The organism is Flavimobilis sp. BM9 (assembly GCF_058313055.1).
The window spans coordinates 14383-32160 of record NZ_JBZEMO010000007.1; the positions used below are offsets into that span (position 1 = coordinate 14383).

At 73.7% G+C, this 17778-nt stretch carries 20 protein-coding genes; 8 read left to right on the forward strand and 12 right to left on the reverse strand.

The window, feature by feature from the left end:
• Positions 1 to 38: 38 nt before the first annotated feature.
• A complete protein-coding gene (locus AC4F3Q_RS12615; protein WP_491040265.1) occupies positions 39 to 2933 on the reverse strand; it encodes a hypothetical protein in 2895 nt (964 codons plus the stop codon).
• A 156-nt stretch (positions 2934 to 3089) separates the two neighbouring features.
• Here AC4F3Q_RS12615 and AC4F3Q_RS12620 point away from each other — a divergent pair, with 156 nt between their 5' ends.
• Positions 3090 to 3932: an LLM class flavin-dependent oxidoreductase gene (locus tag AC4F3Q_RS12620; RefSeq protein ID WP_491040266.1), complete on the forward strand. Its 843-nt coding sequence runs from the start codon at positions 3090 to 3092 to the stop codon at positions 3930 to 3932.
• Positions 3933 to 3945: 13 nt separating this feature from the next.
• On the opposite strand, the gene AC4F3Q_RS12625 is transcribed toward AC4F3Q_RS12620, so the two are convergent.
• Positions 3946 to 4497 carry a GNAT family N-acetyltransferase gene (locus AC4F3Q_RS12625; protein WP_168446852.1) on the reverse strand — a complete coding sequence of 184 codons (552 nt, stop codon included), beginning with the start codon at positions 4495 to 4497 and terminating at the stop codon, positions 3946 to 3948.
• An 83-nt stretch (positions 4498 to 4580) separates the two neighbouring features.
• Here AC4F3Q_RS12625 and AC4F3Q_RS12630 point away from each other — a divergent pair, with 83 nt between their 5' ends.
• Both AC4F3Q_RS12630 and AC4F3Q_RS12635 read left to right on the forward strand, forming a co-directional pair.
• Positions 4581 to 5783 (forward strand): acetyl-CoA C-acyltransferase, encoded by a 1203-nt coding sequence (locus AC4F3Q_RS12630; RefSeq protein WP_491040267.1) that lies wholly within the window; start codon positions 4581 to 4583, stop codon positions 5781 to 5783.
• A gap of 53 nt (positions 5784 to 5836) precedes the next feature.
• Entirely contained in the window at positions 5837 to 8350 is a 2514-nt protein-coding gene (locus tag AC4F3Q_RS12635) for a glycoside hydrolase family 31 protein (protein WP_491040268.1), read from the forward strand.
• Between the two features lie 25 nt (positions 8351 to 8375).
• Here the strand turns inward: AC4F3Q_RS12635 and AC4F3Q_RS12640 are convergent, their stop codons facing one another.
• Positions 8376 to 8741 carry a VOC family protein gene (locus AC4F3Q_RS12640; RefSeq protein WP_491040269.1) on the reverse strand — a complete coding sequence of 122 codons (366 nt, stop codon included), beginning with the start codon at positions 8739 to 8741 and terminating at the stop codon, positions 8376 to 8378.
• 65 nt (positions 8742 to 8806) lie between these two features.
• On the opposite strand from AC4F3Q_RS12640, the gene AC4F3Q_RS12645 reads away from it, so the two are divergent.
• From AC4F3Q_RS12645 to AC4F3Q_RS12655, 3 genes are all read left to right on the forward strand, one after another.
• On the forward strand, positions 8807 to 9298 hold the full coding sequence (locus AC4F3Q_RS12645; protein WP_491040270.1) for a MarR family winged helix-turn-helix transcriptional regulator: 492 nt from the start codon (positions 8807 to 8809) through the stop codon (positions 9296 to 9298).
• A 63-nt stretch (positions 9299 to 9361) separates the two neighbouring features.
• Positions 9362 to 10387, forward strand: a complete 1026-nt coding sequence (locus AC4F3Q_RS12650; RefSeq protein ID WP_491040271.1) for an asparaginase — start codon at positions 9362 to 9364, stop codon at positions 10385 to 10387.
• Positions 10388 to 10413: 26 nt separating this feature from the next.
• Positions 10414 to 10875, forward strand: a complete 462-nt coding sequence (locus tag AC4F3Q_RS12655) for a hypothetical protein (protein WP_491040272.1) — start codon at positions 10414 to 10416, stop codon at positions 10873 to 10875.
• Between the two features lie 33 nt (positions 10876 to 10908).
• Here AC4F3Q_RS12655 and AC4F3Q_RS12660 read toward each other — a convergent pair whose 3' ends face one another.
• Positions 10909 to 11703, reverse strand: coding sequence for a VOC family protein (locus AC4F3Q_RS12660; protein ID WP_491040273.1), 795 nt, complete (start codon positions 11701 to 11703; stop codon positions 10909 to 10911).
• A 105-nt stretch (positions 11704 to 11808) separates the two neighbouring features.
• Here AC4F3Q_RS12660 and AC4F3Q_RS12665 point away from each other — a divergent pair, with 105 nt between their 5' ends.
• Entirely contained in the window at positions 11809 to 12384 is a 576-nt protein-coding gene (locus tag AC4F3Q_RS12665; RefSeq protein ID WP_491040274.1) for a YdeI/OmpD-associated family protein, read from the forward strand.
• A gap of 50 nt (positions 12385 to 12434) precedes the next feature.
• Here the strand turns inward: AC4F3Q_RS12665 and AC4F3Q_RS12670 are convergent, their stop codons facing one another.
• Both AC4F3Q_RS12670 and AC4F3Q_RS12675 read right to left on the reverse strand, forming a co-directional pair.
• A complete protein-coding gene (locus AC4F3Q_RS12670; RefSeq protein WP_491040275.1) occupies positions 12435 to 12761 on the reverse strand; it encodes a branched-chain amino acid transporter permease in 327 nt (108 codons plus the stop codon).
• Entirely contained in the window at positions 12754 to 13458 is a 705-nt protein-coding gene (locus AC4F3Q_RS12675) for an AzlC family ABC transporter permease (protein WP_491040276.1), read from the reverse strand. The genes AC4F3Q_RS12670 and AC4F3Q_RS12675 overlap by 8 nt, the downstream gene beginning before the upstream one ends.
• Before the next feature lie 63 nt (positions 13459 to 13521).
• Here AC4F3Q_RS12675 and AC4F3Q_RS12680 point away from each other — a divergent pair, with 63 nt between their 5' ends.
• Positions 13522 to 13830 carry a hypothetical protein gene (locus tag AC4F3Q_RS12680; RefSeq protein ID WP_491040277.1) on the forward strand — a complete coding sequence of 103 codons (309 nt, stop codon included), beginning with the start codon at positions 13522 to 13524 and terminating at the stop codon, positions 13828 to 13830.
• A 316-nt stretch (positions 13831 to 14146) separates the two neighbouring features.
• Here AC4F3Q_RS12680 and AC4F3Q_RS12685 read toward each other — a convergent pair whose 3' ends face one another.
• The 6 genes from AC4F3Q_RS12685 to AC4F3Q_RS12710 all read right to left on the reverse strand — a co-directional run bounded on the left by AC4F3Q_RS12685 (position 14147) and on the right by AC4F3Q_RS12710 (position 17757).
• Positions 14147 to 14806 carry an IMPACT family protein gene (locus tag AC4F3Q_RS12685; RefSeq protein WP_491040278.1) on the reverse strand — a complete coding sequence of 220 codons (660 nt, stop codon included), beginning with the start codon at positions 14804 to 14806 and terminating at the stop codon, positions 14147 to 14149.
• A 143-nt stretch (positions 14807 to 14949) separates the two neighbouring features.
• Entirely contained in the window at positions 14950 to 15543 is a 594-nt protein-coding gene (locus tag AC4F3Q_RS12690) for a hypothetical protein (protein ID WP_491040279.1), read from the reverse strand.
• Between the two features lie 53 nt (positions 15544 to 15596).
• Positions 15597 to 15881 (reverse strand): hypothetical protein, encoded by a 285-nt coding sequence (locus AC4F3Q_RS12695; RefSeq protein ID WP_491040280.1) that lies wholly within the window; start codon positions 15879 to 15881, stop codon positions 15597 to 15599.
• Positions 15882 to 15927: 46 nt separating this feature from the next.
• A complete protein-coding gene (locus AC4F3Q_RS12700) occupies positions 15928 to 16515 on the reverse strand; it encodes an HAAS signaling domain-containing protein (protein ID WP_491040281.1) in 588 nt (195 codons plus the stop codon).
• Entirely contained in the window at positions 16512 to 16856 is a 345-nt protein-coding gene (locus tag AC4F3Q_RS12705; RefSeq protein ID WP_168446867.1) for a PadR family transcriptional regulator, read from the reverse strand. The genes AC4F3Q_RS12700 and AC4F3Q_RS12705 overlap by 4 nt, the downstream gene beginning before the upstream one ends.
• Positions 16857 to 16908: 52 nt before the next feature.
• Positions 16909 to 17757, reverse strand: a complete 849-nt coding sequence (locus AC4F3Q_RS12710) for a Cof-type HAD-IIB family hydrolase (RefSeq protein ID WP_491040282.1) — start codon at positions 17755 to 17757, stop codon at positions 16909 to 16911.
• Between the last annotated feature and the right edge of the window lie 21 nt (positions 17758 to 17778).

Sequence of the window (17778 nt, forward strand, 5' to 3'; positions counted from 1 at the left end):
CGTCTATCCAAGCACTCGGTCCTTCGGCGCACCGGCACTCAGGTCCTGGCAGCCGGTGCGCGCAGGGGCGCGACGGCCGGCGGCGTCGCGCCGCGGACGCGCAGCCGCGCCAGGACCTCGTCGAGCGCACGGTGGTAGGCGACCGTGCGCGGGTAGCCCGAGTGGGTCGCGACGGAGAAGAGGTAGGTGGTGCGGTCGTCCTCCTCCGCGAGGCGGTCGACGTCGTTCGGTGCGTATCCCCACGCGGGGAAGCCGAGGTAGTCGCTGCGGCGCCACAGGCTGACCCAGGCGGGCGGGCCTGTCCGGCCGCCGTGGAGCCGGCTCGTGAGCGCGCCCGTGAGCGGCCTCGCCGTCGCGGAGCCCTCCGCGATCTCGCGTCCCCACGGGTCGGTGGCGAAGGCGCCGGGCGGCTTGCACGGCGGCACGCCGAGCGTCGCGGGGCCGAGGAGGTCGGGCAGGAAGCGACCGAAGTACGGGCGCACCTGGACGCCGTAGGTCAGCAGCCCGACGTCGTCCCACCCGTCCTCGTCCCGGGCGAACAGGGCGGCGATCGTCAGGAGCGCCCCGAGGCTGTGCGCGGACACGACGACGACCCGCCGCTTCCCTCGCTCCCCGCCGGTCAGCCACGCGTCGATGCGGCCGCGCAGCTCGGGGACGGCTCGCTCGGCGTAGCAGGGCGGGCCGAACGGGTGTGCGGCGCGCGGGAGGAAGCAGAGGATGTCCCACACGATCCCGAGCGGCCGGGTCACGCCCCCGGTCCCGCTCGCTGCGACCATCGACCCGACGACGAGGAGCGCGACGGCGCCGACCGCCGCCACGGGGAGCGCGGCCTGCGTGGGTGTGAGGTTGAGGAGGATCGGGGCCCACTGCGCGCGCACCTCGACGAGAGAGGCGACGTCGTCGGCGGCCGTGAGGGAACGCGCCTCGGTGAGCAGGGTGAGCACGAGGACGACGAAGGACAGCGCTGCGATCGTCCCGAGGATCACCTCGGCCCGTTGCAGCTCGGCGGCGTTGCGCCGCGCCGTGAGGATGCGGGCGAGCGCTCGCGGGGTGAGGTCAGCATCGCCCGCGTTCGGGTAGCGCTTGCCGCGCGGTTCGAGCAGGGCGCGGCTGAGCGCGCGCCGCACGCCCATCCCGATGAGCACGACGACGGTTGCTGCGACGACGAGGAGCGTCGCCGTCGCGAACTCGACGTAGGCGGCCGGCGCGGCGACGCGGACGGCGGGCGCGGGCGACGTCGGGACGACGTCGAAGACGGGGCCGCCCTTCCAGGCGGCCTTCGCCGCCTCGGCGTGCTCGGGCGGGACGGCGAGCCGTGCGCCGTCGGCCGGGCCGTTGAGGTAGGCGGCGGTGCCCGTGACGAGGAGGGAGCAGAGCACCATCGACGTGGCGGTGGCGAGGAGGAGGAAGACGCCAGGGCCCGCCCCGCGCCATCCTTCGTCCCGTCGCGCGGTCTTGCGGGGCCGGAGGAGCGCCATGGTCGTGCGGAGGGCGATCGCCAGCAGCAGCGCGGCGCCGACCGCCTCGAGCCACCCGCTCAGCCGCACGTCGCCGACCGTGAGGTCCATCGCTGCGGCCGTGAGCGCGACGGTCGCGAGGACGGCTGCCCAGGTCGTCGTCCAGGGGCGGCGGCTGTCGCGCCACGCGAGGGCGCTGACCGCGAGCACGAGGAGCAGGGCGACGAGCGCCGTGGGCGCGACCATGAGGCTGGACAGCTCGCTGCCGAGACGGGGGTCGTGGACGGCGCCGTCCGCGGGGAGGGCCCACAGGCGGGCGAGCGTGCCTGCGAACATGATCGAGACGGCGACGAGGTAGGAGACGGCGGCGCCGGCGTGGCGGTGGGCGGTCGTGCTCCTGCGCGCGGGGGCGGGCACGTCGACGGACGCCGCGGAGTCGACGGCGAGCCGGTGGCCGACGAGGACGAGCAGCACGACGGCGACGACGAGCAGGACGAGGAAGTCAGGCTCGCGGGTCGTCGTCCTCAGGCATGCGGCGTCGGTGATCGTGCGGATGTCGCGGCACGCCCAGACGCCCCCGAAGACGCGGTCCCACGCGACGATCCCGACGAGGAGCGCGAGCGCGCCAGCGACGTGCAGGAGGGTGCTCGCCAGGGTGAGGCGTGCGTGGCTCCAGAACCCGGGGGTCGCGAGGAGGACCGCCGACGAGGGTGTCCGAGAGCCGGGCGACGTGGCCGTCGCGTGCCGTGCTGACGTGCGTTCCTCGTACCGGACCCGCCCGAGGCTGCTGAGCAGCCAGAGGAGGACGACGAGGACCGCGACTGCGACGAGCACGAGCGCGGTGCGTTGACCGGGCGTGCGGCTGGCCAGCGCCTTGAGGGAGTCGGGCAGCTGGGTGCAGACGGCGGCGACCGGCTGGTCGGGGCTCATGCCTGTGCTCGGGAGCGACGGGAGGGGGCGGAAGCACTGCGAGGCAACGAGGGAGAGCCCGACGGTCGCGAACGACGAGACGGTGAGGAGCGTGAGCAGCAGGCCGTAGAGGCGCACGGCGATCGCGGTCCCGCGGCTGGCCCGGCTCGCTCCGGTGTCGCCCTGCCGGCCCGGGTGGATCGGACGGGCCCAGTACGCGGTGTTGGCCAGGCCGAACGGGAGGACGAGGGTCCAGGCGGCTCGGGCGGCGCCGCGGGCGACGGCGCCGAGCGCGTCGCCGAGGGGCAGGTTGGTCGCGCGCGCCATGGCACCCCACGAGTAGGCCTCCCGCGTGACGTCCGACCGTTGGCGGTGGCGCTGGTCCGGCGGGCGTGCGACCGCTTCGGCGCGGGCCTCGGCGGTGGGTGTCCAGAAGCTGCCGAGATCGTCGCCGTCGGCGCGCTCGATCTTGTCGGCGGGAAGGTCGAGCATGCTGGTCGGTGGCGTGTTGGAGACGCCGTGCACGCGCAGCTCGAGGATCTCGGTCTTCGCTCGGTTCTTCGCCATGGTCGCCTCGCGCGTCCGCGGCGCCGCTCGTGCGAGCCTGCACGGTGGAAGCGGCTCCGGCTGTCCCTGTTGTCCGGAATCTACCTCTGGGTCCCCGTGGCGACCAGGGTGGTCGTGCTCGTCCGGGATGTCAGAGGTGCGCCGTACCGTCGCGGCATGAGACATGCGTTCGTGGGCAGCTACGGCTCGGCCGACCAGATCGTCGAGATGGCGGTCGAGGCTGAGCGGGCGGGGTGGGATGCCTTCTTTACGTGGGACGGCATCACGATCGGCGAGGTCGACACGTTCGACCCGTGGGTGCTGCTCGGCGCGATCGCGGTGCGCACCGAGCGCATCCGCCTCGGCGCACAGGTGTTCTCCCTCGCCCGGAGGAGGCCGTGGAAGGTCGCGCGTGAGTCCGTGACGGTCGATCAGCTCTCGCACGGTCGGCTGATCATGCCCGTGGGGCTCGGCGCGGTCGAGGACGGTGGCTACTCGCGCGTCTCTGGCGAGGTCATGTCCGCGCGGGAGCGTGCCGAGCGGCTCGACGACTGCCTCGACGTCCTCGCCAAGGCGTGGACGGGCGACAAGTTCAGCCACGACGGACCGGTCTACCAGGCGACGGACGTCGTCTTCCGGCCGCGTCCCGTGCAGGCGCCGCGCATCCCCGTGTGGGCGGTCGGGCTGTGGCCTGCACCCAGGTCGATGCGCAGGGCGGCCCGCTGGGACGGCGTGATCGTCCAGCCGCGCGAGGAGGACCCGTTCGCGCCCGCGACGCCGGAGCACGTGCGAGGTGTCGTCGCGTGGTTGGGCGAGCACCTACCGGAGCGGGACCCGGCGGCGCCACCGTTCGACGTGGTGGTCGAGGGTGTCTCTGTCGACGACCGTGCCGAGGCTGTGGAGCGCGTCGCGGCGCTCGAGGAGGCAGGGGCGACGTGGTGGGTCGAGTCCCGGTGGGACGTGGAGCGTGACACGCCGGAGGCCCTCCTCGCGCGGATCCGTCAGGGGCCGCCGCGGTGACGCCGGGGATGCGTCAGAGCAGGATCGGGATGGGCCGGAGGTCTGGCGCCGGGTCGGAGGCGTGGCGCTGGTGCGACTCGACGGCGAAGCGCTCGCGGCTGTTGCGCGGTGCGGGCACGCCGTCGTCCGACGGTGTGAACCCCGACTTGAGCGCGACCCGCCGCGACGCGACGTTGTCGGCCCGGTGACCGAGCTCCACGCGCGTCACGCCCATCTCGGAGAACGCGTAGGTGACGAGGGACGCGCACGCCCGCGACGCGAGGCCCGAGCCGCGGTGCTCCGGGGCCGTCCAGTAGTGCACCCACGCGCGGCGGTCGCCGCCGGCAGGCTCGTCGCCGCGCTCGCACGCGACGCCGACGCAGCCGATCGCGCGGCCGTCGACGTCGATCGCGAGGCTGATCTCCTGGCCCGGCTCGACCGTGAGCTCGTTCGCGATGAACTGCTCGTAGTCGCCCAGGGACTGCGGCGCGTCACCGAACTGGCGGTCCAGGTCGGGGTCGGCGCGACGGGCCGCCATGAGGTCGGCGGCGTCGTCCGAGGTCCAGGGGCGGAGGGTCACGAGCACCGGACAATTATGCGACGGACCGCGCGCAGACATGGCACCCTGGCTCCTTCGGCCCACGTTCCCTCCCCACTCCCGGAGACGACATGACCACGACCGCACCCGAGGACGTCGTCCTCGTCGCCGCCGCGCGCACCCCCCACGGACGCCTCAACGGAGCGTTCGCCACGGTGAGCGCGATCGACCTCGGAGCCGCAGCGATCCGCGGCGCTCTCGAGCAGGGCGCGATCGACGCGAGCGCGGTCGACCTGGTGATCATGGGCAACGTCCTGCAGGCCGGCCTGGGGCAGGCGCCCGCCCGCCAGGCTGCGATCGCCGCGGGCATCGGCTGGGACGTCCCCGCTGTGACGATCAACACGGTGTGCCTGAGCGGGCTCACGTCGATCGTCGACGGTGCGCGCCGCATCCGCAGCGGCGAGGTCGACGTCGTCGTCGCGGGCGGCATGGAGTCCATGACGCAGGCGCCGCACCTCTTGCGCGGTCAGCGTGCCGGCTGGGTGTACGGCGACGTCACCGCTGTCGACTCGATGGCGCACGACGGCCTCTCGGACGCGTGGAGCCACGAGGCGATGGGCCTCGACACCGAGCGGCGCACCGCCGACCACCCGGCGTCGCGCGAGGAGCAGGACGCTGTCGCCGCCCGCTCCCACCGCCTTGCGGCGCAGGCGCGCGACGCGGGCGTCCTCGCCCGGGAGATCGTGCCCGTCACGGTGAAGGGACGCCGCGGCGACACCGTCGTCACGGACGACGAGGGCATCCGCCCCGACACGACGCCGGAGAAGCTCGCAGCCTTGCGTCCTGCGTTCGCCCCGGACGGCACCCTGACGGCCGGCAACTCGTCGACGATCAACGACGGCGCGGCCGCCGTCGTCCTCGCGCGCCGCTCCGCCGCGGAGGAGAAGGGCTGGACCGTCCTCGCGACGCTCCGCTCGGCCGCCGAGGTCGCTGGCCCGTCGCCCGCCCTCGCCCCGCAGCCCGGCAACGCCGTGCTGCGCGCCCTCGCGACCGAAGGCTGGCAGGTCGAGGACCTCGACCTGCTCGAGATCAACGAGGCGTTCGCTGCGGTCGCCGTCCACTCGGTGCGCCAGCTCGGCGTGCCGATCGACAGGGTCAACGTGCACGGCGGCGCGATCTCGCTCGGCCACCCGCTCGGCGCGTCGGGTGCACGACTCGTCGTGCACCTCGCGCACGAGCTCGCGAGCCGCGGCTCGGGCCGCGCCGTCGCCGCGCTGTGCGGCGGCACCGGTCAGGGCGCCGCGCTCCTCCTCGAGGCCGCGACCGCGAGGTGACCGGCGACCTGCGGATAGCCTGGTCGGACCCCTGGACCGACCGGAGAACCGCCATGCCGCAGACCTCAGACGCCCGCCTCGCCCCGACCGGGCTGCGCTCCCTCGCGACGGCGCCCGTCGCCCACCCTGACGCCGTCGTGCAGGGCGACCGGTGGCGCGTGACCGTCCTGACGGACGGCCTCGTGCGCATCGAGCGTGCCGAGGACGGCGTGTTCGAGGACCGCGCGTCGACGTTCGCGATCAACCGGGCGCTACCCGTCCCGCAGTTCCGCGTCGTCGAGACGGACACGCACGTCGAGATCCTCACCGACCGCCTGCACCTCGTCTACGACCGCGGCCCGCTGACGACCGCGGGGCTGAGCGTGCAGGTGCGTGGCAGCCTCACGCAGTACCACTCGATCTGGCGGTACGGCCAGGAGCCGTGGGACTACGAGGGCAACACGGCCGGGCTCGTGCGCCTGCCCGGGACGGCCCGCACGCTCGACGCGGCCGACGGCGCGGTGCCGCTCGAGGACGGCGTCGTCTCGCAGACAGGCTTCGCGGTCCTCGACGACTCGACGTCGTTCCTCCTCACGAACGACGGCTGGGTCGCACCGCGCGACGGGGCGCGCACCGACCTGTACGTCTTCGCGTACGGCGACGACTTCCCGGCTGCGCTCCGCGCGTTCTACGCGGTCTCGGGCCCGACGCCGCTCCTGCCGCGCTTCGCGCTCGGCTCCTGGTGGAGCCGCTACTACCCGTACACGGCGGACGGCTACCGCGAGCTCATGGAGCGGTTCGAGGCGGAGGGCCTGCCGTTCTCGGTGTCGGTCATCGACATGGACTGGCACCTCGTGGACATCCCCGAGCGCTTCGGGTCCGGCTGGACGGGCTACACGTGGAACCGCGAGCTGTTCCCCGACCCGAAGGGTCTGCTCGACTGGCTCCACGAGCACGACCTGCGCGTGACCCTGAACGTGCACCCCGCCGACGGCGTGCGGGCGTTCGAGGAGGCGTACCCCGAGATGGCGGCGGCGCTCGGGCGGGACACGTCGAACGAGGACGCGCTCGCGTTCGACGTCACCGACGAGCAGTTCCTGACCGCGTACTTCGACATCCTGCACCGTCGCCTCGAGGCGGACGGCGTGGACTTCTGGTGGCTCGACTGGCAGTCGGGCCCGCACTCTCGCGTGCCGGGGATCGACCCGCTGTGGATGCTCAACCACTTCCACTTCCTGGACTCGGCAGGCCGGCGGTCGGGGCGCGAGGTGCGCCCGCTGACCTTCTCGCGGTATGCGGGCCCGGGTTCGCACCGGTACCCGGTCGGGTTCAGCGGTGACACGTCGATCACGTGGGCGTCGCTGGACTTCCAGCCGTACTTCACGGCGTGCGCGTCGAACATCGGCTACGGCTGGTGGAGCCACGACATCGGTGGGCACATGCACGGGATCAAGGACGACGAGCTCGCGACCCGGTGGGTGCAGCTCGGGGTGTTCTCGCCGATCATGCGCCTGCACTCGGGCGCGAACCCGTTCATCCAGAAGGAGCCGTGGACGTTCGGGCCGCAGGCCCGCGAGGTGCAGACGCGGTTCCTCCGTCTGCGGCACCGGCTCGTGCCGTACCTGCACACGATGAACCACCGTGCGGCGTCGGACGGTGCGCCGCTCGTGGAGCCGCTGTACTACCGGTTCCCGCGCTCGCCGGAGGCGTACGCGTCGCCGAACCAGTACACGTTCGGCACGCAGCTGATGGTGCACCCGGTCACGGAGAAGCTCGACCCGCGCACGGGGCTGGGGCGCACGAGCACGTGGCTGCCGGGCGGCACGTGGGTCGACCTCATGACGGGTGTCGGGTACGACGGCGGCCGGGTCGTGCGGCTGCACCGCGACCTGCGGTCGATCCCTGTGCTCGCGGCGGCGGGGGCGGTCGTGCCGCTCGACGCCGCGCGCGTCCCCGGCAACGACACGTCGGCGCCGGCGGCGCTCGAGGTGCTCGTCGTCGTGGGTGCGGACGGTGCGTTCGAGCTGGTGGAGGATGATGGCTCGCTCGAGCGGGCGGACCTGCCGACGGTGCGCACGCCGCTCGCGTGGGTGCAGGGCGACGGGCGTGCCGTCGTCGGGCCCGTGTCCGTGTCGGGTGACGAGGCGGCCGCGCGCGCGGCGGTCCCGGCGCGACGTGACTGGACCCTGACGTTCCCGTCCGTCGACCTGGGCTGGGGTGGCACCGCGACGGCGACGGTCGACGGCGCCGAGGTGCCGGTCCGGCTCGATGCGCGCGCCCCGCTGCTCGGGGACGCCGGCGGGTGGGGCCTCGCGGTGACCGTCGTGGACGTCCCGGTGGACGCGAGGCTCGAGGTCACGCTGCACCCGGTCGGCGGCGGGCCGGTGGGCCTCGCGCCGAACGACGTCGCGCGGCACGTGTTCGAGATCCTCGATGCCGCGAGCATCGAGTACGACCTCAAGGACCTCGTGCGTTCGGTCGCGACGTCGGGCCAGCCGCTCGCGGTGCGCGTCTCGCACCTGCAGGCGCTCGGCCTCGAGCCTGCGCTCGAGGGTGCGGTGACGGAGGTCCTGCTCGCGCGGGCGTGAGCCCCGCCGCCCGCGCTGGGGCAGGTCAGGTGCGGTCGTGCAGGGTGATCTGGTAGCCGTCCGGGTCGGCGAAGACGAAGGTGCGGCCGAACGGGCCGTCGATCGGCGCCGAGACGATCGTGACGCCGTCGGCTGCCATGCGCGTGTGGATCGCGTCGGCGTCGGGTGCGTGGAGCCAGACGCCGACGCCGAGGCCGAGCTGCGGCGCGGAGTCGAGGTCGACGCCGGGGAGCGGGGTGCGGACGGCGAACGCCGCGGGCGTCGTGTCGAAGACGACGGCGTGGGGCGGGCCCGCCTGGCGGGTGAGGCCGAGGTACGTCTCGTAGAACTGTGCGGAGGCAGCGAGGTCGCGTACCTGGAGCGAGATGAAGCCGGGGCCGGAGGCGGGCATGGTGTCTCCCTGGTCGAATGGATGTCAGTTATCTGACATCCGTGACGCTATGTCAGACTACTGACATGAGTCAACCGGCGCCCGCAGTCGACCTCGAGACCTCCCTCGGCTACCTGCTCAAGGAGACGTCCAACGCACTGCGCCTAGCCATGGAGGCCGTGCTCCGCCCGCTCGGCATGACGATCACCCACTACTCCTGCCTCGAGCTGCTCGCACAGCGCCCCGGCCTGTCGAGCTCCGAGCTCGCCCGCGGCACCTTCGTCACCCGGCAGTCGATGAACGTGCTGCTGCAAGCGCTCGAGCGCGACGGAGTCGTCACCCGGCCCGACGCGCCCGAGGTCGGGCGCGTCCTGCCCGCCGAGCTCACCATGAAGGGTCGCGAGCAGCTCGCCGCCGCGAGCGCCGCGGTCCGAGCGGTCGAGGACCGCATGAAGAGGCTCCTCGACGCCGACGAGCAGGCGCACCTGCGCGACCTCCTGTCCCGCTGCGCCCAGTCGCTCCGCGACGGGCAGGACCACGCTCCGGTCGGGTCGCCGTCGGCCAGCGAGCGCGGCTGACCCGCGCAGCCCGCCGCGCGGCGCGCGCACCCGAGCGGCGCCGCGGCGCGCGAAGATGAGCACATGCGCATCGCACTCGTGACCCTCGGCGGGACGATCAGCTCGGAGCCGCTCGACGGTGCGGGGCCCTCCTCGCCCGGCCCTGACGCCGGGGGCGGCGGCGTCGTCCCCGTGTCCGGGGCAGCGACGTTCGCGCGCGAGGTCGCGCGCTTCGTCCCTGGGATCGAGGTCGTGCCGGTCGAGGCGCAGATGGTGCCGTCGTCGTCGCTCTCGGTCGCGGACCTGCGCGGGCTCGCCGCGCGCATCGCGGCCCTGGTCGAGGAGGGCGACGGCGTGGACGGCGTCGTCGTCGCGCAGGGCACCGACACGATCGAGGAGACGGCGTTCGCGCTCGACCTCGTCGGCGCGGCCGACGAGGTGCCGGTCGTCGTGACCGGAGCGATGCGCGACCGCTCCGCACCAGGGCCCGACGGCGCCGCGAACGTCGTCGCTGCGCTGCGCGCCGCAGCGAGTCACGACGTGCGCGGCCGTGGCGTGCTCGTCGCGTTCGCCGACCGGCTGCACGCCGCGCGGTGGGTCACCAAGACGTCGACGTTCCGGGTCGACGCGTTCACGTCCGAGCCGTTCGGGCCCGTCGGGATCGTCGCTGAGGGGCGCGTCCGCCTCGGCTCCGCGCCGCGCCCGCTGCCGCCGTTCGAGATTCCGTCCGGGCCGCCCGCGCGGGTCGCGGTCGTGACGGCCGGGATCGGTGACGACCTCGCCGTCCTGCCTGCGCTCGCGGACCTCGGGTACGACGGCGCCGTGCTCGTCGCGACGGGAGCCGGCCACGTGCCCGCGGTGGCGGTCGAGAATGTCACGATGGCGGCGGCAGGCCTGCCGGTCGTGCTGTGCTCGCGCACGGGCGCCGGACCGGTCTTCACGCACACGTACGGCTACGAGGGCGGGGAGATCGACCTGATCGAGCGCGGCGTCATGCCTGCGGGCGTGCTCACGCCCGCGAAGGCGCGGCTGCTCCTGATGCTGCTCGTCGCCTCTGGTGAGACCGGCGCTGACCTGCAACGATCGTTCGCACGCTACGCCGAGTCCTGATCGGCGGTGCTCAAAGGGGGCGAGTGATGATGGTGATCGACTACGCGGCAGGGCTGGCGCTCATCGCCGTGGTGGGCGGCGCGCTCGTCGCGGGTGGGATCTTGATGGTAAAGCGCGTCGGACGGGGCGCGATCGTCATGGGTGTGCTCGGGGCGTTGCTGCTCGGCGGGGTCGGCTACAAGGTCGTGACGATGTCGGGACTCTGGCAGCAGCACGACATCGTATGGTCGAGTCCGGGCGGAGGCGACGACTCCGTCAGGTTCGAGGTGAGGCACGAACGTCTCTCGTTCGACGGCGAGCGCTACGAGTTCCGGGTCGGGGAGACCCGCGACGAGCTCTTCTCCTTGCTCGCAGCGCAGTTCCCGCAGGGGAGCGTCGTCGGCGGCGTCTTCAGGTTCGCCGCCAACGGTGAGGAGCTCGTCGTCGAGGAGCTGCCGGGCGTGCAGGGCAACGCGTTCGCGCTCGACGTCGCCGAGGACGAAGCCTGAGGTGTGCGACCGGCTAGACCTCGACGAAGCGAGTCAGCTCTTGATGCGCTCCTGCCCGTCGGCGTTGCGCGCGACGATCTTCATCTCTGCGCCGAGCGGGTCGCGGACGACGGCGAGCCGCCCGAACCCGCTCTCCTCCGGCTCCTTGACGACCGTGCCGCCGTGCTCGACGACGGTCGCGACCGCAGCGTCCGCGTCGTCGACCAGGAAGTACACGTACCAGGCGCTCGGTGCGCCGTCGGGCAGGTAGCGGGCGGTGTCAATGATGCCGGCCTGCGGCTCGTCGCCGACCATGTGCCGGGCGTACCGGAAGTCGTCCGTGTCAGACATGAGGTCGACGTTCCAGTCGAAGACGTGACGGTAGAAGTCGAGCGAGCGGCGGAAGTCGCCGTTCATCTCCTCGCACCAGGCGGGCGCACCGTGCACCTCTTCGAGGTCGAACCCGTTGAGACCTGCGGCCTGCCACGCCCCGATGCCGCCGCCCGCGGGGTCGAGGAAGAACGCGAACCTCCCCATCCCGGGGATCTCCATCGGCTCGACGATCACCTGCCCGCCGGCCGTCGCGACGCGCGCCGCGGCAGCGTTGGCGTCCGTCACCGCGAGGTACACGGACCACATGTCGGCAGGGCCGTCGCCCTGGTGCGGCATGATTCCGCCGATCTGGTGGCCGTCCTTGGTGATCTGGGCGTAGCCGCCGTACTCGGGGCCGCCCTCCTCGAACTCCCAGCCGAACAGCGCCGTGTAGAACGCGCGGGCCTGTTCGGGGTCGGAGGTGTCGAGGTCGATCCAGACGGGGGAGCCGGTGTGGAAGGACGTGCGCACGGTCATGGGAGGCACCTTCGCTCGGGGATACCCACGCTACGAGCGTCGCGGCACGAGGGCATAGGGGCCTGCACCCGCCCGGCGTCGGTGGGTGCCGCTAGCGTGGCGGGCATGGCTGATCCGGATGCCGCCCCGATCCTCGACCTGGGCAGTCGTGCGGCGTGGCGTGCGTGGCTCGCGGAGCAGCACACGGTGTCCGACGGCGTGTGGGTGGTCCTCGCGCGCGGCGCGTCGGCGAGTTCGGGCCTCGGCTACGAGGACGCGGTCCTCGAGGCGTTGTGCTTCGGCTGGATCGACGGTCGCGCCCGCCCGTACGAGGGTGAGCGCTCGCTGCAGTGGTTCACGCGGCGCAAGGGGCGCTCGATGTGGGCGAGCTCGAACAAGTTGCGCGTCGAGCTGCTCGAGGCTGAGGGGCTCATGACGGACGCCGGCCGCGCGGCGATCGCGGCGGCCCGCGCGTCGGGCATGTGGGAGCTGCTCGACGGGCCCGAGCGGCTCGAGGAGCCGCCCGAGCTCGCGGCCGCGCTCGACGCCGAGCCGGCGGCCCGCGCGACCTGGGACGCGTGCACGCCGAGCGTCCGCAAGATGGCGCTCACCCAGCTCGCGATGCTGCGCGGCGAGGAGGCGCGCGCGCGGAAGGTCGCGGCGTTCGTGGAGCGCACGGCGTCGGGCGCGAAGCCCGTGTGACGGCCGGGCCTAGCAGCGTCCGGCGTGCGTGCTCGCCCGCGCGCGGTGCCTCAGCCGAGCGTGACGAGCAGCGCCGCGTACACCGCGGTGCCGCCCACGATGCTCAGCAGCGCGTTGCGCCGCCACAGGTGCAGGCCGACCGTGACGGCGAGCGCGACAGCCTCGGCGAGACCGCGTGGCGCCGTCGTCCCGGCGGGTTCGCGGAGCGTGTAGATCACGAGGATCACCATGATGCCGACGGGCATGCGCGCACCGAGCCAGGCGACGGCGCGCGACTCGCGCAGCCGCTCGACGACGAGGAACGGTGCGGCGCGCAGCGCGAACGTCACCACGAGGAAGACGCCGAGCGCGGCGGCGACGTATCCGACGTCAGGCACGCGGCTCCTCCCGTCGGCTGGTGAGGGCGAACCGCGCGACGAGCACGACGACGAACGTCGTCATCGCGACGACGAGCATGTAGTCGGGGGCGACGAGCTGTGCGCCGAGCGCGCACGCGACCGCGATGATCGGTGCGGGCACGTCGCGGTGCGCGCGGAAGGCGTCGATGGCGAGCACCGCGAACAGGGCGGTCAGGGCGAAGCCGATGCCGGGGACGTCCGGCAGGAGGCCGCCCACCAGGGCGCCGGTGACACCCCCGACGACCCAGTACGCCTGGCACAGCACCTGGATCCACAGGATGCGGGCCTCCGAGAGGCTGCCGGGCGCGCGCGTCGCGACGACGGCGTACGTCTCGTCGGTGAGCGCGTACATCGCGTACAGGCGCCGCAGCGGGCCGCGGACCTGGTGCAGCGGGAACGACAGCGCGTAGAACACGTGTCGGAAGTTCACGAGGAACGTCGTCACGGCGATCGACGCGAGCGGCGTCGCTGCGAGCAGCAGCCCGACGGCGAGGAACTCGAGCGACCCGGCGTAGATCGTCAACGAGAAGACCGGCGCCCACCACCACGCGAAGCCGGACTGCACGAGCAGCATGCCGAACGCGACGCCGAGCGGAAACAGACCGAAGCCGACGGCGGCGGTATCGCTGAGCGCGGCCCGCCGGGCCGGGTAGGCGGGGGCGGGCTCGGCGGGCATGCGGTCACGCTACCTCCGCCGGCGCAGCGCGGGCGGGGAGGTCCGCGGTCGTTAGGGTGGGGCGTGCCCTCCTACCGCGTGACCCTGCTGATCGGTGACATGCGGGTCGGGCGCTCGCCCGAAGAGGTGCTGCCCGCGGCGGTCGACGCCGCCCGTGAGCTGACGACGGCGGAGTCGTGGGACCTCGCGATCCGGCACGGCATGCCGCGCATCACAGTGCGCTACCTCGCGGACGACGACGCCGAGGCGTTCCGCGTCGCCGAGCTCGTGCGGGCGCGCACGAACCTCGTCGCCCAGGCGCGTGGCACGACGGTCACGCGCCGCTACGGCGGCCGCTTCTATCCGGTCGCGCCGCCCCACGACACGTACTAGCGGACGACGTCGCCCGCACCACCCGGCCCTCCGCTCGAGGTAGGCCCTCCCGCTCGAGGTAGGGCCGCCGCGCCGCTCGATCGTCGGTTCCGGCGTCGCCCGCGAGGTAGGGCCTCGCGCGTGAGGTAGAGCCTGCCACGCGGGGTAGGGCCTTAGAGGGCCCTACCTGGAGTGCAGACCCCTACCTCGCGTGCAGCCCCCTACTTGGGCACCACCTCGCGCGGGATCGGGCCGTGCGCTTGAGGTAGGGCCTGCCACGCGGGGTAGGGCCCTGGAAGGCCCTACCTGGAGTGCAGCCCGCTACCTCGCGCGCGGTTCAGCGCAGGTCGGCGACGCGGGTGCCGACGTGGAGCGCCTCGAGGGTGCCCGCGCTCGCGGTGGCGAGCGCGGTGTCGAGAGCGGCGCGCGACCGCGCCGGCACGAGCAGCGTGAACGTCACGGTCGCGGCGTACGCGACGTCGTCGAGCACCGCGTCGTGGTGGGTGACCCAGTCCCGCAGGACGTGCTCGATGCGCCCCGCCTCGGCGTGCGGGACGTCGACGAGCACCTCGTCGAGCAGGGCGCGCCGCACGATCGGGGCGCGGTCGAGCGTCTCGGAGACTGCGGAGGAGTAGGCGCGCACGAGCCCGCCGGCGCCGAGCAGGATCCCGCCGAAGTATCGGGTGACGACGGTGACGACGTCGGTCATGCCGCGGTGGCGCAGCACCTCGAGCATGGGGATGCCGGCGGTGCCGGAGGGTTCGCCGTCGTCGGAGGAGCGTTGCTGGTCGGCGTGCGTGCCGACGACGAGCGCGACGCACGAGTGGCGTGCGTCCCAGAACTCCTTGCGGACGGCGGCGACGACGGTGTCCGCCTCGGCGACGGAGCCGACGTGCACGGCGCGTGCGATGAACCGGGACTTCTTGATGACGAGCTCGTGGACGGTGGTGCCCGCGACGGTCGAGGGCAGGGCCTCGGGTTCTCTCGCGCCGGTCACCGTCTCATCATCCCAGTCGCGGCCGGACGTGCGGCGCGGTGAGGTGGCACGTCGAGCGGAGGCCGGGGCGCGATGGCGAGCTCGGGCGCACGAGCGGTGGCCAGGGCGCGGAGGGCGCGCCCGGCGGGCGGGGGGCGGGGGGTTCAGGCTCCGGGCAGCATCCGGGTCTCGGGCGCGGGGAGCTGTGCGGCGGGGGCGAGCGGGGACATGGCGCCGATGATCTGGTCGAGCACGGCGAGCGCGCGTCGGCTGCCCTCGGGCCCGACCTCGCGGACGGCGGCGTCGGTCGCGCGGATCTGCACGGCTTCGGCCTGGGTGAGGACGGCGCGGCCGGCGTCGGTGAGGTGGATCGCTGCGGCGCGTCCGGCGTCGTCGTGGACGATGCCCACGAGGCCGCGGGCGGCGAGGGACTCGGCGGTCGCGACGACGGCGTCGGTCGTCATGCCGACGGCCCGGCCGAGGCGGCGCGGGTGGTCGTCGTGCTCGTGGTGGGCGGCGTCGAGCGCGTCGAGGAGCGCGAGCTCGCTGCGGCGCAGGCCGGACTCCTGCTCGACGAGGTGGAGGAGGGTGTCGCCGAGCTCCTTGAGCTGGTCGACGCGGTCGAGGATCGCGAGGGTGGTCGCGAAGTCGCCGGCGCTGGACGTGGGTTCGTGGCGGGCGTCGCTGCGCACGAGTGCGACGGTGCCCGGTGAGAGGTGCAGCGTGTCCGGGGAGGTGGCGACTGTGTCACTGTCCATGGTCACGAGCGTGTCACGGTGCGCTGTGAGGTCGCTGGGAGGAACGGTGGAGATCAGGAGGCGAGGCGGGGCAGGACGACGAGGAGCAGGTTGACGGCGGCGCCTGCGCCGCCGACGAGAGCGCCGGTGAGCGCGGTGCGTCGCGCGGCGAGGGCCTGCGTGCGGCGGCGTACGACGACGCACAGCACGACGGCGAGGGCCGCGAGCGCGAGGGGCGCGACGGTGAGGAGGCTCGTCGCTCCCGCGACGGCACCCACGGCGACCGTCGCGCCGGCGAGCCGCTCGTCGGTCCGGTGGCGGCCGTGCGCGAGGGTCGTCGGCTCCGGGGTGGTGGGCATGCGCCCCACCTTGGCGTGTCGTGGGCCGTGCGGCAAGAGCGTCCCGTCAGGGGGTGTCCTGCACGACGACCGCCTGCCCGCTGGTCTCGGTGCCTCCGCTGGTGCGGACGGTGAGCAGCCCGACGAGGCCGAGCACGACGAGCAGCTGGAGGGTCACGGCGATCCCGCCGAGCCAGACGCCGGCGGTCGCGAGGCCGGGCCGGGTGGTGCCGTCGCGGCGGGCGGACCGTCCGAGGACGATCGCGACGATGCCGAAGGCGAGGCCGATGAAGGGCAGGAGGACGGCGGCGATGCCTGCGACGAGCGCGCCGACGGCGCTGGTGTCGCCGGGTGCGCGCGGCGCTGCGGGTGCGGGCTGAGGGGGCGTGCCGGCGTCGACGATCCCGGACTCGAGGAGGCCTGCGGCGACGTCTTCGGGGGTGCCGAGCTGGGCGAGGATCGCGGTGATGTCGTCCTCGGTCGCGGGGTGCCCGAGCGAGGCGAGCGCGTCGTCGAGGTGCTCGCGGACGGATCCGAGGGCGTCGGCGCGGTCGACGGGGGAGGCGGTGGCGAGCATCCGGCCGAGGTCGTCGAGGTATCGGTCGACGCGGGCGGCGAGCGTGGGCTCGAGGGGGTGCTGCTGGGTGTCAGTCATGAGTGGCTCCCGAGGAGTGCGGAGTCGACCGCGTCGCGGAACTGGCTCCAGACGGTCGTGAACTGGTGGAGGGACTGGCGGCCGGCGGGCGTCAGCGAGTAGTAGCGGCGGGGCGGGCCTGACGGGGACTCGCGCCAGGAGGTCTCGACGAGTCCTTGGCGGCGCAGGCGGGCGAGAAGGGGGTAGAGGGTGCCTTCGCCGTTCATGAGGATGCCGTCGGCGCTCAGGCGTGCGCCGATGTCGAGGCCGTAGGCCTCGCCGTCGCGGAGGAGGGCGAGGACGCAGTACTCGACGCTTCCGCGTCGCAGGTGCGACAGGATGGATTCGTCACCGGGTTCCATGCGTCACAAGGTACCTGCGGGCGAGGAGCCCCACAAGGTGGTCCTGGGTGGTTCAGCCCGCGAGCAGCGTCCGGATCGCCCGAGCGAGCCCGTCCTCGGCGTTCGACGTCGTCACCCACGACGCCTGGGCCTGCACCTCGGCCGACGCGTTCGCCATCGCGACCGACGTCCCTGCGTGCGCGAACATCCCGAGGTCGTTCGGGCCGTCGCCCACCGCCGCCATCTCGGCACGCGCGATCCCCAGGTCGGCGGCGAGCTGGTCGATCCCGGTCGACTTGTCCACGCCCGGCGCGACGATCTCGAGGTAGTGCTCGCCCGACAAGAACGCGTCGCACCCCGCAGGGAGCGCGGCGGCGATCCCCGGCACCAGGTCCGGCAGCCCGTGCGCGGGCGGCACCATGAGCTTGTGCGGACCCGCTGCGCCCGGCGCGAGCTGCGCCTCGCCCAGGAGCCCCGCCGGAGCCTGGCCCGTCGCCTTCTGCTCCCACTCGCCGTACCCGTCCCAGCGGGACGGGAACCAGCCCGCGCCGTCGTACCAGTTCGCGACGTGCCCCGCGGCGAGGACCTGCTCGACGATCGTGCGCGCGACCTCGTGGTCGAGGCGCGTCGAGTGCAGGTCGGTGAACGTCCCGTCGGCGTGGCACTGCCCGACGAGTGCGCCCTGGAACGCGACGACGCACCCCGCGAGCGGCGCGTGCGGGACGTCGAGAAGCCCGAGCTCCTCGACGAGGTGCCGCATAGCGAGCGGCCCCCGAGCCGACGCGAGCACCACCGAGACCCCCGCGGCGGTCGCCTCGGCGACCGCTGCGCGCACCTCGGTGGAGATGCGGTGGTCGGGCGTGAGGAGAGTCCCGTCGACGTCGGAGGCGATCAGGCGGACGGGAGAGGTGGTGCCAGGCATGCCTCAAGCATGCCTGCTCGA

Bases quoted from the DNA above. Each gene is read 5' to 3' on its own strand.
- AC4F3Q_RS12650 (WP_491040271.1), top strand. From the start codon at position 9,362: ATGCGCATCGCACTCGTGACCCTCGGCGGGACGATCAGCTCGGAGCCG.
- AC4F3Q_RS12655 (WP_491040272.1), top strand. From the start codon at position 10,414: ATGATGGTGATCGACTACGCGGCAGGGCTGGCGCTCATCGCCGTGGTG.
- AC4F3Q_RS12635 (WP_491040268.1), top strand. From the start codon at position 5,837: ATGCCGCAGACCTCAGACGCCCGCCTCGCCCCGACCGGGCTGCGCTCC.
- AC4F3Q_RS12700 (WP_491040281.1), bottom strand. From the start codon at position 16,515: ATGACTGACACCCAGCAGCACCCCCTCGAGCCCACGCTCGCCGCCCGC.
- AC4F3Q_RS12705 (WP_168446867.1), bottom strand. From the start codon at position 16,856: ATGGAACCCGGTGACGAATCCATCCTGTCGCACCTGCGACGCGGAAGC.
- AC4F3Q_RS12695 (WP_491040280.1), bottom strand. From the start codon at position 15,881: ATGCCCACCACCCCGGAGCCGACGACCCTCGCGCACGGCCGCCACCGG.
- AC4F3Q_RS12660 (WP_491040273.1), bottom strand. From the start codon at position 11,703: ATGACCGTGCGCACGTCCTTCCACACCGGCTCCCCCGTCTGGATCGAC.
- AC4F3Q_RS12710 (WP_491040282.1), bottom strand. From the start codon at position 17,757: ATGCCTGGCACCACCTCTCCCGTCCGCCTGATCGCCTCCGACGTCGAC.
- AC4F3Q_RS12630 (WP_491040267.1), top strand. From the start codon at position 4,581: ATGACCACGACCGCACCCGAGGACGTCGTCCTCGTCGCCGCCGCGCGC.
- AC4F3Q_RS12665 (WP_491040274.1), top strand. From the start codon at position 11,809: ATGGCTGATCCGGATGCCGCCCCGATCCTCGACCTGGGCAGTCGTGCG.
- AC4F3Q_RS12675 (WP_491040276.1), bottom strand. From the start codon at position 13,458: ATGCCCGCCGAGCCCGCCCCCGCCTACCCGGCCCGGCGGGCCGCGCTC.
- AC4F3Q_RS12645 (WP_491040270.1), top strand. From the start codon at position 8,807: ATGAGTCAACCGGCGCCCGCAGTCGACCTCGAGACCTCCCTCGGCTAC.
- AC4F3Q_RS12690 (WP_491040279.1), bottom strand. From the start codon at position 15,543: ATGGACAGTGACACAGTCGCCACCTCCCCGGACACGCTGCACCTCTCA.
- AC4F3Q_RS12615 (WP_491040265.1), bottom strand. From the start codon at position 2,933: ATGGCGAAGAACCGAGCGAAGACCGAGATCCTCGAGCTGCGCGTGCAC.
- AC4F3Q_RS12620 (WP_491040266.1), top strand. From the start codon at position 3,090: ATGAGACATGCGTTCGTGGGCAGCTACGGCTCGGCCGACCAGATCGTC.
- AC4F3Q_RS12640 (WP_491040269.1), bottom strand. From the start codon at position 8,741: ATGCCCGCCTCCGGCCCCGGCTTCATCTCGCTCCAGGTACGCGACCTC.